Raw genomic sequence first — 13,969 nt, forward strand, 5'->3', positions numbered from 1 at the left:
AAGTAATCAGTCACTGAGCAGGCGGCCGCTGCGCAACGGGGTGCGGCCTGCCACTTTGGCCATCCAGAAACCCGGCTGGGCGTAACGCAGTTTTTCGATGGCGAACAGCACGCCTGCGGTACCGGCGCACACCGTGGTCGCGCGATCGTTCAGCGGGTCGATGACCTCGAACAGCGGCTCGCCGGGCTCGACCCAGGCGCCCGCAGGTCGCAGGAAGGTCAGCACGCCAGGATGCGGCGCGTAGATCATTTCGGTGCCTTCGAACGGCATACCTTCACAGGCTTCATGGCCCGGCTGCGGCCACTCGCCACTGATCAGGCCCTGCTCGGCGAGGAACGCGAGAATGCCCTCGGCGTAGGCTTCGGCCTCGTCCTTGCCGGTGTTGGACTGACCGCCCAGCTCCAGCGTCGTGGACATGCAGGCCAGAGGAATTTGGGCATCGGGAAACTGCTTGGCCAGACGCAACCACGGCAGCGAACAGGCCTCGTCGAACGAGCTGCCACCGGAATCCTCGGCCAGCAGACCGACACTCACGCCCAGGTGGGCCGACAGCGAGCGCCACTGCGGCCAGTGCTGGGGCAAGGCGTACATGTGCAGCGAGGCGTCGGTGTCGCAATGCAGATCGAGCACGATGTCAGCGTTGCAGGCGTGGCTCAGCAGCACGCGCTGCATACCCGCCAACTCGCTGCCCGCGGCTGGCAACTGCGCGAGCACATCGGCCATCGCCTGACGAATCAGCCTGACGTTGGCGTGCGGATCATCGCCCAGCTTGCCTGCAAGCCTGTCTGCGACGGGACCGCTCAATTCGGTGAAATCGCGATTGAAGTTCTTGCCGCTGCCGTACTCGAATCGCCCCTGGTGATTGCCTTGCAGCAACTGGCCCAGACCGATCGGATTGGCCACCGGCACCAGCTCGACGACACCCTTGAGCAAGCCCTGTTCTTCGAGCTGCACCAGCCGCTGTTTCAAGGCCCAGGCGGTGCGCATGCCCGGCAGTTCGTCGGCGTGCAGGCTGGCCTGAATATAGGCTTTGCGCTCGCCATGGCCGAAGCGGAAGACCGTCAGCGTGCGCTGCGTACCCAGGTTGCCCCACGGCAGGCTGTGATCGATGCGTTGCATATCAGTGCTTCCTCGGCGCGAGATAGCTGAGCCAGCGGCGCTCAGCCAGCTTGAACAGTTTCACCAGAATGAATGTCAGGCACAGGTAGAACACCCCCGCGGTAATGTACGCCTCGAACGGCAGGTAAAACTGCGCGTTGACGGTGCGCGCCGCGCCGGTGATGTCGATCAGCGTGACGATGGACGCCAGACTGGTGGTCTGCAGCATCATGATCACTTCGTTGCTGTACTGCGGCAGCGCCCGGCGCAGGGCCGACGGCAGCAGGATGCGGCGATACATCTTGGCTTTCGACATGCCCATCGCGCGGGCGGCTTCGATCTCGCCGGGCGGCGTGGATTTCAGGCTGCCGGCGATGATTTCGGCGGTGTAGGCGCTGGTATTGATGGCAAAGGCCAGGCACGCGCAGAAGGTGGCACTCGACAGCCACGGCCAGAGAATGCTTTCGCGCACGGCCTCGAACTGCGCCAGACCGTAGTAGATAAGGAACAGCTGCACCAGCATCGGCGTGCCGCGAATCACGTAGGTGTAGCTCCAGGCGAGCAGGTTGACCCAGGCGACTTTCGACACCCGCATCAGCCCGAGCGGCAGAGCGGCCAGTAGACCGAAGAACAGTGACAGCGCGAGCAGTTTCAGGGTGATCAACAGACCGCCGAAATACAGCGGCAGGTTTTCCCAGACGACGTTGTAATCGAAAATCATAGCTCTGCCACCCTTACGCCGGCCGAATAGCGTTTTTCGATGCGGCGCAGGATCAGCAGCGAGACGCTGGTGATCACCAGGTACATGGCCGCGACTGCGAGGAAGAACGTGAAGGGTTCGCGGGTGGCGTCGGCTGCCTGCTTGGCCTTGAACATCATGTCTTGCAGGCCGACGACGGAAATCAGCGCGGTCGCCTTGGTCAGCACCAGCCAGTTGTTGGTGAATCCCGGAATCGCCAGACGAATCATCTGCGGCACCAGGATGCGAAAGAATACGCGCGAGCTGCTCATGCCATAGGCCATGCCGGCTTCAGCCTGCCCTTTGGGAATGGCCATGAAGGCGCCACGAAATGTTTCGGAAAGGTAGGCACCGAAAATGAAGCCCAGCGTGCCGATGCCGGCCATCAGCGGGTTCAGGTCGATGTAGTCGTCATGGCCCAGCAAAGGGGCGACGCGGTTGAGCAGGTCCTGACCGCCGTAGAAGATCAGCAGAATCAGCACCAGGTCGGGAATGCCACGAATGACGGTGGAATACAGGTCGCCCAGCCAGGCCAGCCAGCGTACCGGCGACAGCCGCAATGCCACGCCGATCAGGCCGAGCACGATCGCCAGCGCCATCGAGCACAGCGCGAGCTGCAACGTCAGCCATGCACCGTCGAGGATGACGGCTCCGTAGCCTTTCAACATGTTGTTTGGCCCTCGAGCGCGGGATAGAAAAATGGCGCATTCAGGAGGTTTGAGAACCCACTGCCTGCGCCATTGGCGACATCAGATCGATTTACTGACCGTAGATGTCGAAATTGAAGTATTTGTCCTGGATGGCTTTGTATTTACCGTTGGCGCGAATGGCTGCAATGGCCGCGTTGATCTTGTCCAGATCCGCTTTGTCGCCCTTGCGTACGGCGATGCCGACGCCGTCGCCGAAGTAGTTGACGTCTGTGAAAGCCGGGCCGACGAACGCGTAGCCCTTGCCCGAATCAGTGTTCAGGAAGCCGTCCTGCAGCAGGGTGGCGTCGGCCACGGTGCCATCGAGACGACCGGCGCCGATGTCCAGGTAGATTTCGTTCTGGGAACTGTATGGCTTGACTTCAGCACCCAGCGGAGCCAGCACTTCCTTGGCGAACCGCTCGTGGATCGAGCCGCGCTGCACGCCGATGTTCTTGCCCTTGAGCTCGGTCAGGCCGTCGCTGACGACGGTGCCCTGCTTCATGACCAGACGGGCCGGCGTGTTGTAGTACTTGTTGGTGAAGTCGACGGATTTCTTGCGGTCTTCGGTGATGGACATCGAGGACAGGATGGCGTCGATCTTGCGCACTTTGAGCGCCGGGATCAGGCCGTCGAACTCTTGCTCGACCCAGACGCACTTGACCTTCATTTCTTCGCACAGGGCGTTGCCGATGTCGTAGTCGAATCCGACGATGCTGCCGTCCGGGGCCTTGGAGGCGAATGGAGGGTAGGCTGCCTCGATGCCGATTTTCAGAGGCTTTTCATCGGCGAAGGTCGGCTGAGCCAATACGGACAGCGCCAGCGCACCCAGCAGCATGAGCTTTTTCATTCTTGGAACTCCATCGGTAAAACGCGACAAATGGCAGTGAGCGAAACGCCCAATGTGCAGAAGGAATATCTGAATTGCGACGCGAGGTGCCGTTCGAGCTCAGCGCCCGACAGGCCTTCGGCGAGTGATCGGCATTTTAGCGGCAGGCTGAAAGTCGATATTTCTTCAATGCGACAACAAGTTACAGAAGCACAGAGAAACGCGATCAGCCTGATTGACAGCCCAAAAGGTTTATGCAAGGACCGCGAACGACAAACCTATCAACGAAGCAAGTAACGCGCCCATTATTGGCAAAGCCTTCTAATCCGGCAAGTCTAGCGTGGCGGGAGAGGCCCACGGACCGATGAACCGCTCAATCGCAGGGGTGATTCGCCTCACCTTCGCGCAACGCGTTACAGAGGTAGGGGTGTCCGGTAACATTCGATATATCCCGATATCACCTACAAAGATCGTACACACAAAAACGCCCCGCCCGGTTTTCACCGAACGGGGCGTTGTGAACCCGATGACGTCAGGCGGCGGTCATGGTCTTGTGGGTCTCGACCAGATGCGCGACTACGCCCGGATCAGCCAGCGTCGAGATGTCGCCCAAGGCGTCGTACTCGCCGGTGGCGATCTTGCGCAGGATGCGGCGCATGATCTTGCCGGAGCGCGTTTTCGGCAGACCCGGCGCCCATTGAATGACGTCCGGCGAGGCAATCGGGCCAATCTCCTTGCGCACCCAGTTGCGCAGCTCGATGCGCAGCGCCTCGTCCGGTACTTCACCGCCGTTGAGCGTGACGTAGACGTAAATGCCCTGCCCCTTCAGATCGTGCGGCACGCCGACCACTGCGGCCTCGGCCACTTTCGGGTGCGCAACCATCGCGCTCTCGATCTCGGCGGTGCCCATGCGGTGACCGGAAACGTTGAGAACGTCATCCACCCGGCCGGTGATCCAGTAGTAGCCATCTTCATCGCGGCGTGCGCCATCGCCGGTGAAGTACATGCCACGGAAGGTCTTGAAGTAGGTGTCGACGAAGCGATCATGATCGCCGTACAGCGTGCGCGACTGACCTGGCCAGGAATCGAGAATCACCAGATTGCCTTCCGCCGCGCCTTCGATCAGGTTGCCCAGGTTATCCACCAGCGCCGGAATCACGCCGAAGAACGGCCGGGTCGCCGAACCGGGCTTGAGCGCAGTGGCACCCGGCAGCGGGCTGATCAGGATGCCGCCGGTTTCGGTCTGCCACCAGGTGTCGACGATCGGGCATTTCTGGTTGCCGACCGTGTTGTAGTACCAGTTCCAGGCCTCCGGGTTGATCGGCTCACCCACCGAACCCAACAGACGCAGGCTGGAACCGTCTGCGCCTTCGACAGCCTTGGTGCCTTCGGCCATCATCGCGCGGATGGCGGTCGGCGCGGTGTAGAGGATGTTGACCTTGTGCTTGTCGATGACTTTCGACATGCGCGTGATGTCCGGGTAGTTCGGGATGCCCTCGAACAGCAGCGTGGTCGCACCGTTGGCCAGCGGACCGTAGACGATGTAGCTGTGGCCGGTGACCCAGCCGACGTCGGCAGTGCACCAGTAAACTTCGCCCGGCTTGTAGTCGAACACGCGCTCGTGGGTCAGCGCCGCGTACAGCAGGTAACCGGCGGTGGTGTGCAAAACGCCTTTTGGCTTACCCGTCGAACCCGAGGTGTAAAGAATGAACAGCGACTCCTCGGCGCCCATCTCTTTTGGCGCGCAGGTGGTCGATGCCACTTCCAGCAGCGCGTGGTACCAGATGTCGCGGTGACGGTTCCACTCGATCTCGCCACCGGTGCGCTTGCACACGATGACTTTCTGCACACTGCTGGTTTCAGGGTTGGTCAACGCGCGATCGACGTTGGCCTTGAGCGCGGTTTTCTTGCCGCCCCGCAGCCCCTCGTCAGCGGTGATCACCACTTTGGATTTGCAGTCGATGATGCGGCCGGCCAGCGCCTCGGGCGAGAAGCCACCGAACACCACCGAGTGAATCGCGCCGATGCGCGCGCAGGCCAGCATGGCGACCACGGCTTCAGGAATCATCGGCATATAGAGGGTGACCACGTCACCACGGTGCACGTCCTGACCTCGCAGGGCGTTGGCGAACTTGCAGACTTCTTCATGCAGTTCGCGGTAGGTGATATTGCGGCTTTCGGAAGGGTCGTCGCCTTCCCAGATGATCGCAACCTGATCGCCACGTTCTGCCAGATGGCGGTCAAGACAATTGTAGGAAACGTTCAAGGTGCCATCGGCGAACCACTTGATGTCGACGCGATGGTCGTCGAAGGAGGTCTGTTTGACGGTGGTGAAAGGCTTGATCCAGTCAAGGCGCTGGGCTTGTTCACGCCAGAAGCCATCGGGGTTGACCACCGACTGCTGGTACATGGCCTTGTAGGTCGCCTCGTCAGTCAGCGTCTGGGCTGCCACTTCAGGGCGGACGGGGTACAGGGAAGCCGCACTCATCTTTCTTACCTCGGTGGAAATGTTGTTTTTGTATAGCGCCGTTGTATCCGCCGATGGCCGTAAAAGCCATTCGACGATGGTCTTACCGGATCAGAGCATAACGCCGAATTCCGCTGAAGTGCCCGGTTTTCAGCAAATCTTCATGCAGGCACTACGACCAAAGAACTAGACGATTGTAACCATCCGCCGCGAAAACACCGATTGTTGCCGATTCACTCAATAGTCTTTATCAGAATGGTTTCTATATAACCTTTGGGCAGCGGCATAGAATTCATTCCGCCAACACGGCAAATGATTGACAACTAACAGCCCCCCACACCGGCTTGCCAATCATGTCATCAAACCTGGTAATCAACTGGCTTCACGCAGAGCCCCACAAGGGTTCTGTGCACCCTGACGATCGCACTTCCTGCATCGCGGAGTTGATGAAGCAACTTAGAGGAAACATGTAATGAAAGCTGCAGTGGTTGTAATGGCTCTTTGTGGTTTCAGCGTCGCCGCAATGGCGCAGGACGGACCGAATGAAGTCTCCAGCCAGGCACAACCGGTCGAGCAATACACTTACTCGACTCATCTGGACATCGCGAAAGTCATCTCCGTTGACGAAGTGCCCAACGTCTGCGCCGTGGTCCCGCAACGCATGACTTACGAAGACTCTGCTGGCAAACGCCACGTCCTCGAATACCAAGTGATGGGCAACGGCTGCAGCAACGGCTGACCGACGCATCAACCCTCATGCCTCGCAGACAATCGTCGCGAGGCTTGATGCGTGGCGATTGCCCATTAACGTTTATTTTAAATATATATATGTAATACCCGGCGCTTCTTGAAATAACGAACATCTTCTGACATCAGTCGCCAGTCGTCACTGGGGACAGAAGGTTCGAGATTAAACAGGAAGCGCAATACATGAGTTCCAACATCCCCCGCGATACATCCGCCGACATCAGCGCGAGACTGCAACGTCTCAAGGCTGAGGACATCGTTGTGCTCAACGACATCACCGGCCCTCAATCCATCACTGTCTCTCTTGCCGATGTATTCAAACAGTATCTGGCGGCCGATCACGTCGTTGAGCAGACGCTGCACGACCGTGACTACCTGACGTTGATCAATCGCGGGCTCGCCGCCGACGAGACAGGCCGTTATATCAGTAGCGTGCTGTACGACGGCGATACAGACAAACCTGTTGACCCGCAAAGCCGTGTGACATTTTTCCGCACTGTCTGCCGCCTGGTCATTGAGCATAGCGTGCCGGGCACACTGGATGCGGCCTTGACCGAGATTCGCGAGAGCGCTTGCACGTACAAGACGTTTTCCCTGGCTGACCGGTTGTGGAAAACGTTGCCGCAGTTGCGCCGCGTTGGCGCTTTATGGGCCGCGGCGTTACTGCTGTACGACGAGTTAAACCATGGTGTGCCGACAACCGAGACGCCAGCCCTACCCCCGCCCCTCGATCTGCACGGTTATCAGGACCTGCATGCATTGATGAGCCACCTGCTGACCGAGGCGCCTGGAGACTCGCTCTGCGACAAGCTCCTGAACCTGCTGCCGATGGACCTGCTGAGGGTGGCCAGCGGTGAATTTCGCTGTGCCAGCCTCCAGGAAATCGCAGCAGGCGCGGACCTGGTTGCTGGCAGACAGGACAGAATGGCGTTTTTCCCCGGTGCTACCTTGACCCACCCGGCGAACCTCGCCCTTGATGCCGTGCTCAACTGCGCGCCGTTTGCTGCCTTGCAAAACCAGCTGATTGAGGCGCTGGAGTGGTACAACCCGCAGGACAAACGTCAGGCGTCGGACTCGATGGCGCGGCAGCTGACGATCCAGGCATTGATCGACTGCATTTATCCCATCCGTCAACGACGCATCGGCTACGTGCTGGACTTTGACCTGTTTGCCGAAGACAACGCCGACTGTTCGCTGTACGACATACGCATCAATTTGACCAACAGCCTGCGCAGCACGCTGGGCTGCCGTCACGCCGACGCCCAGATCATCATGCAGTTGCTGGCGGCGCGCTTTGCGCCGGAGCTGCTGCTGACCGACGCACCCGACGATTTCCGCTACCAACCCGACCTGCGCTGGGCCAACCTGCGCCACGCCATGACGCTGGACCGCGCCGCGCCGGACACCCGCACATTCGCTGAATGGGAAGCGCTGCCAGCCGGTCTTGCTGCGCAGGCCGTCACGACGGAGGAAAAGCTGCACGTCGCCACGACGCAAGTTGAGGCCATCCTCGTGTGGAATGTTTATCAGAACAACGTCAGCGAACATCCCCGGTACACGGCCGATGAAATCGCTCGCATGACCCGATACTTCGAGTCCGCATGTGGTCGACAGGCCCTCAATGATCTTCCCGACCGTCTTAATGAGGCTCGACGATTGCTGATCAAGGCGGGCATCGACCCGGACGCTGCCAGCACGTCGCCCCATGAAAAGAGCACCGAACTTGAAGCTTATCTGGACAATGGCACTGCGTATCGCCCTCCACATCCGCTGACACAGCCACTGCCCGATGCCACATTGCAATTCAATCTGGCCTTCGATCGGTATTTACAGGAGGCCCGCCGCACCTACACGGACCTGATGACGCTTTTTCTGGACGAACTGCCCGCGCTTCACCGCGATCGTCTGTCAAGTGCGGACATCGTCTGTTACGCGGTCGAATGGCGACAGTACGTCGGCCCGGTGGAGGGCGCGGTTCCCTCGGTCGACAACAGTCCTGCGAGTGACTGGCAGGCCTGCCGGGGCGGGCATGGCGGGTTGGTCCATGTCGCTCGACGGGGCGAACATTGGGTGTACGAACTGTTCCCGGAGCGCCACACATTTGAGTGCATGGCTGTCGATGCCAGTTGGGCCACGCGGCTTGATGATTCGAGCCTCGCCGCCGCAGCGCTGAACGCTTTACTCGACCCGGATCATGAGCACTACAACGGCGTGCCTCTGCCCTATGTGAAATCCGGCCTGCCAAACGCCGTGCCGCTGCACCGAGCCCCGGACACCGACAATCTGACGTATCTGGTACAGGGTTTCGTTGAAGGGATTTTCTTGCACCACAGCCAGGCATTGCGCGACACCTGCAAAGGCGCCACCCGTTGGGAAGCTTACAAGCGGCACCGCGAGTCGACCTCCGACGCCTCATATGCCTGGAATCTGATCAAATCGGTGATCCCCCTCGTCGGGTGCGTTGACGTCAATACCGGTGGCGAGGCTTTCTCCTGCGTGACCGACGTTGTCGGAGAGGTCGGCACGGTGATGAACATCGCCGGACGCACACTCAGCCCGCTGATCAAGCTGGGCAATAAAATGCGTCTGTGGTCGCCTCATCCGCCTTCGCCGGCCCGTCCGCGCCAGCAGACCGCCAAGTGGTTTGCCGGTCTGGAAGCCGAGCGCGTGAGCTTCGAGCAACGGGTGCATGCTGCCCGCGCCTCGGTGGTCACTGGCAAATTCACCCAGCGCAGCGGCATGTTCCAGCGCATCCCTGACACCGAGGCAACGGCCGACTCAGCCTTGATGCTGGCAAAGGTGGATAACGTCAATCAGGTCCTCGTCCGAAACATCTCCGACGCCCAGAGCCCGGACTACCGCTGGTGCAATCCCCACGATCTGAAGCCTTACGGCCCCCGGCTCTACCTGGAGCCAGCGACCGGCATGAATGATCCAGCGGTCTTCATCACGACCCAGAAGCACTTGCTGCCAGGTCAGTTTCCGGGCGCCGTGCACCTGAACGAAATCGCCGGGCATGGGTACGACTTATCCGTAACCAGTGGCCGAAACATACGTGTGGCACGTCGGGAGCAAACGATTACTGACTTGATCATTGATGATGTCAGCTACCGCTTCGACGAGCAGAAGCCTTCCGGCTTGTTACGCAAAGTCGAACTGGAACCCACCGATGCGGGGCTCAGACAGTGGGAAAAAGTGCCCGCGCACTGCGTCGTCCGCAGGGGGCTGGAGCAGGCAAGCTGCTCCGGCGCACTGGTCTTGCTTTCGACGACGCGCCCGGCGATCGATCCGGCGCTCGAGCCGTTCAAGCTCGGCGAACAGGCCAGTCACGCATTCATGACCCGCCGCTTCAGACCTGCACTGCGGTTTACGCCAGTGCGCGGGCAGACGACTCCTCAAGAGACTCACCTGTTGGTAGACGACGGCAAGGTCGGCACTTGGGTCGACGACGTGCCCGGGGGAGCAGGCGCATCCAGGGCGAAAACCGCCGGGCGCAAAAAGCTCGCGCCCTTGGCCGAGGAAACAGCCCTCCGCATGGGCATCGCCACGCCGCTGCAGTACCGCCCAACCGTCCAGGGCCGACTGCTGAAGGACCAGACCCTGGGCCTGCCGGACAACCTCGATGCCGACTGGCGGGTACGGATCAATCAGGAACTGCCCGTAGTGCAACTGGATTCGATCTGCAGGACGGTCAACGATCAGCGTGAACTGCGCGCGATCAGGCTGACGTTCGAGGAGGTTGAGTATCTGGCCGTTGAGGCCGACACCGGCCAGTTCTATAAAGCCACGGTGCGACCGGAAAGCACGCCACTCACCTTTGAGCGCATCATCTGCGATGAGGAAATTGACGCCTATCTGTCCCTGAGCGAGGGCTACCGCCTTGGCGCGGGCCGACGCACCCTTGATCAGGACATGGATAACATTGCCCGCATGCTGTTCGAGCTGGAAAGGCCCGGCGTTGACGTGCAGCACAGTTATCGCTCCTACAGCTCAATCATGGAGGGCTACGCGCGAAACATCCTCACTCAGGCGCGTGCGCTTGAGAACTTCGTCGCGCTGACCAAGAGCAGCATCGCAAACTTCAAGCAGCTGGCCGAGACTGATCCGTTAATGCGTCAACACATCACGGTCGTGCTCGATCGGCTTCTGCCCGCCTCCACCTCCAGGCACCTTTGGGCTCCAGTGCCTGCCGCCGACATCGGCTTGATAGCGACCGGCGAGATGATCCGCAAACATCTGAACACGACCAACCTGGCGTTCCTTCTGGCTCAGACTTCTGACGGCAAACACCACGTCTTCTACGCACTGGCGGGCGGCAAACGGGGCAAGGGCCTGACGCTGCGAGCCCCCGAACCTCGTGAAGACGCCCCGGTCAGGTTCGTGGATGCGCGCGAACGTATGCGCGGTCAGGCTCCGGACCCGGCGTTCACCAGCCTGCCGGTCCTGCGCACTGCCAAAAAACTCCAGATACGCGAGCATGACCGCTACCTGGATGCCGAGCGCCTGATCGTCACGGCGTTCAAACGGGACATGCCGGCGGACACGGCGATCAGCAAAATCCACTTCTTCACCCTGATGGATACCTGCAACTCGTGCGGAGGATTCGTTCTGCCGCGTCTGAAACTCGACTACCCACAGGCCGATTTTTCGGTCAGTTACATCTTGCCCTATACCGCGCCGAGCTGAGCACCGAGCGTTGACCAGGTTGATCCGCGAATCTCAAGCCAATGCTTGAGGTTCGCGGGTTCAGCCTGTTTCGGCGGGCCGCTACGAAAGATCTGACTTAGGGCCCAGATGGTACTGACGCAGCTTGTTGGCAATGGTGGTGTGTGACACCCCTAAGCGTTTGCCCAGCAAGCGGCTGCTCGGGTGCTCGGCATGGAGCCGCTCGAGCAGCGCTTTCTCAAAACGTCCGACAATGTCTTCCAGGCTCCCGTCGAGAGAAAAACCGTCCAAGGGCTGACGCTCACCATAGTCGGGGAAACGGATGTGCTGCGCAGTGACCACCCCGCCCTCGCACAAAGAAACCGCCTGAAACAATACGTTCTCCAGTTGCCGGACATTGCCGGGCCAATGGTATCGGCGCAGCCGGTCCAGCGCCTCGGGGCCGATCTTCGGAAGCGGACAGCCGATCTGCCGGCTGGCCTGATCGAGAAAGTGCTCGATCAGCGGCGCCAGTCCGTCCAGGCATTCGCGCAGCGGTGGAATGTGCAGCGACAGGACGTTCAGACGATGATAGAGGTCCTGGCGAAACTCCCCGCGACTGCACAACTCGGACAGGTCCACCTGCGTCGCGCAGATAACGCGTACGTCCAGATACACTTCTTCGTCGCTGCCTACACGGCGAAAGCAGCCGTCCTGCAGATAACGCAACAGTTTCGCCTGCAAGCGCGCGCTCATTTCCGCCACGCCGTCGAGAAACAACGTACCGCCTGCCGTCAGCTCCAGCAGGCCCAGCTTGCCCTCGGCCCGCGCGCCTTCGAACGCGCCCGGACCGTAGCCGAACAGTTCGGTCTCGGCCATGGATTCGGACAGCCCGGCGCAATTGAGCGCCATCATCGGCGACTGCCCGCGAGGACTGGCCAGATGACAAGCGCGCGCCAGCAATTCCTTGCCTGTGCCGGTTTCCCCTTCTATTAATAGCGGCGCGTCCAGCGGCGCCATGCGCCTGGCCTCGCGCACCACGGCCGCCATGACCTTCGAGCTCTGGAAAATGCTGTCGAAGCCTCGCAGCTCCTGCTTGCGCACGTTGTAGATATGCTCGCCGACACGGTCGGCTCGGTGCAGGGTCAAGACTGCGCCGGCCATGGCCTCGCTGTCTTCGTGCTCGGACTGCAAAGGCGCGATGTCGGCGAGAAAAATTGCCCCTCTTATCTGAACTCGCAGCCCGTTGATCCGCGAGCGATTGGCGCGCACCAGTTGCGGCAGATCGAAGTCCTCGGCATAACGCGCCAGCGGAATTCCCGGCACCTCGTCGACACGTACGCCGAGCAGCTGCGCCGCGGCGCGGTTGGCGGCGACGATGGAGCCGCCCATGTCGATGGACAGCACCGGAAATTCCAGCGCGCCCAGCAGCGCATTGAGCTCCATGTGCCTGCGCTCGCTGGGCATCAATCCCACGCGCTTCACGCCGAATACGCCGGGAATCGTCTCGAATTTCGGAACGAGCGCCTGAAACTGAAGGTTGATCAGGTTCGGACAGCGTAAATAGATGGCATCGCCATGCTCACCCCCGACTTCGCCTCCCGACACATTGACGCCGTAAGCAACAAGCAATTCGAGGATGTCGCGCAGAATCCCGACGCGGTTCTGGCAGTGCACTTTGATGCGCATGAAGATTCGGCTCTCTGATCAGGCGATTTTTATAGTTGCGCAGATTTTACCGTCAAGAATACGTGACAGCCCAGCGACGTTCCGGCCTTCCCGCACGCAGATTGGCGACGAATTCCATGCAACCGTCAGGATTTCTTTACAGCCGGCGCCTGTCAGCCACCCGGCTCAGCTCCCACAGGCTCGGTTTGAGGGCCAGGGATCGGTTATCAATAGCCACAAGCAGTCGATCTGCACCCATCGCTCCAGAAAACAAAAGCCATTCAGGAGAGCAGCATGAGTACGAAGTACGTTGCCCGTGAGCCGGACGCAACAGGGTTTATCGATTATCCGCAGGCTGATCACGCCGTGTGGAACACGCTGATCACCCGTCAGTTGAAAGTCATCGAAGGCCGCGCCTGTCAGGAGTACCTCGACGGCATCGAGAAGCTGAATCTGCCCCATGATCGCATCCCGCAACTGAGCGAAATCAACCGGGTTCTGGAGGCCACCACGGGCTGGCAAGTCGCGCGGGTTCCTGCACTCATTCCCTTTCAGACGTTCTTCGAGCTGCTCGCCAGTAAACGATTTCCAGTGGCGACCTTCATACGCAGCGAAGAAGAACTGGACTACCTGCAAGAGCCTGACATCTTCCACGAGATATTCGGACACTGCCCGCTGCTCACGAACCCCTGGTTTGCAGAATTTACCCACGCGTACGGCAAGCTCGGTCTTGCAGCCAGCAAAGAACAACGCGTGTATCTTGCCCGCCTCTACTGGATGACGATCGAATTCGGGCTGATGGAAACGCCACAAGGGCGCAAGATATACGGCGGGGGGATCCTGTCCTCGCCCAAGGAAACGGTGTACAGCCTCTCGACCGCGCCGACGCACCAGGCTTTCGACCCGATCGAGGCCATGCGCACGCCCTATCGAATCGACATCCTGCAACCCCTGTATTTCGTGCTGCCAGACCTCAAGCGCCTGTTCGACCTCGCCCATGAAGACATCATGGACATGGTCCAGACCGCCACCCGCCTCGGCCTGCACGCGCCGCGTTTTGCACCTAAACCAGAAGCTGCCTGAACAAGGAC

Annotated in this window: 9 protein-coding genes; 3 read left to right on the top strand and 6 right to left on the bottom strand. The window is 60.3% G+C overall.

Going from position 1 to position 13,969, the window contains the following annotated elements; genetic code table 11:
• Positions 1-6 precede the first annotated feature (6 nt).
• From QRN36_RS06480 to acs, 5 genes are all read right to left on the bottom strand, one after another.
• The gene (locus QRN36_RS06480) at positions 7-1,119 is read right to left on the bottom strand and encodes a succinylglutamate desuccinylase/aspartoacylase family protein (protein ID WP_285423291.1); all 1,113 of its coding nucleotides are present in this window, start codon (positions 1,117-1,119) and stop codon (positions 7-9) included.
• A gap of 1 nt (position 1,120) precedes the next feature.
• Positions 1,121-1,819 carry an ABC transporter permease gene (locus QRN36_RS06485; protein ID WP_093463963.1) on the bottom strand — a complete coding sequence of 233 codons (699 nt, stop codon included), beginning with the start codon at positions 1,817-1,819 and terminating at the stop codon, positions 1,121-1,123.
• Positions 1,816-2,505 (bottom strand): ABC transporter permease, encoded by a 690-nt coding sequence (locus tag QRN36_RS06490; protein WP_285423292.1) that lies wholly within the window; start codon positions 2,503-2,505, stop codon positions 1,816-1,818. Before QRN36_RS06490 ends, QRN36_RS06485 begins: the two co-directional genes overlap by 4 nt.
• A 91-nt stretch (positions 2,506-2,596) precedes the next feature.
• Complete coding sequence (locus tag QRN36_RS06495; RefSeq protein WP_285423293.1) at positions 2,597-3,373, bottom strand: ABC transporter substrate-binding protein; 777 nt, start codon at positions 3,371-3,373, stop codon at positions 2,597-2,599.
• Between the two features lie 511 nt (positions 3,374-3,884).
• A complete protein-coding gene (gene acs, locus QRN36_RS06500; RefSeq protein ID WP_285423294.1) occupies positions 3,885-5,840 on the bottom strand; it encodes an acetate--CoA ligase in 1,956 nt (651 codons plus the stop codon).
• 451 nt (positions 5,841-6,291) lie between these two features.
• On the opposite strand from acs, the gene QRN36_RS06505 reads away from it, so the two are divergent.
• Both QRN36_RS06505 and QRN36_RS06510 read left to right on the top strand, forming a co-directional pair.
• A complete protein-coding gene (locus tag QRN36_RS06505; protein WP_093463948.1) occupies positions 6,292-6,558 on the top strand; it encodes a DUF2790 domain-containing protein in 267 nt (88 codons plus the stop codon).
• A gap of 191 nt (positions 6,559-6,749) precedes the next feature.
• Positions 6,750-11,252 (top strand): deaminase domain-containing protein, encoded by a 4,503-nt coding sequence (locus tag QRN36_RS06510; RefSeq protein WP_285423295.1) that lies wholly within the window; start codon positions 6,750-6,752, stop codon positions 11,250-11,252.
• An 81-nt stretch (positions 11,253-11,333) separates the two neighbouring features.
• Here QRN36_RS06510 and QRN36_RS06515 read toward each other — a convergent pair whose 3' ends face one another.
• Positions 11,334-12,899, bottom strand: coding sequence for a sigma-54-dependent transcriptional regulator (locus QRN36_RS06515; protein ID WP_285423296.1), 1,566 nt, complete (start codon positions 12,897-12,899; stop codon positions 11,334-11,336).
• Between the two features lie 273 nt (positions 12,900-13,172).
• Here QRN36_RS06515 and phhA point away from each other — a divergent pair, with 273 nt between their 5' ends.
• Positions 13,173-13,961, top strand: a complete 789-nt coding sequence (gene phhA / locus QRN36_RS06520; protein WP_285423297.1) for a phenylalanine 4-monooxygenase — start codon at positions 13,173-13,175, stop codon at positions 13,959-13,961.
• The last annotated feature ends 8 nt before the right edge of the window (positions 13,962-13,969 follow it).

It is taken from the genome of Pseudomonas sp. efr-133-TYG-103a (assembly GCF_030209235.1).
In the GTDB taxonomy this organism is placed as follows: Bacteria; Pseudomonadota; Gammaproteobacteria; order Pseudomonadales; family Pseudomonadaceae; genus Aquipseudomonas.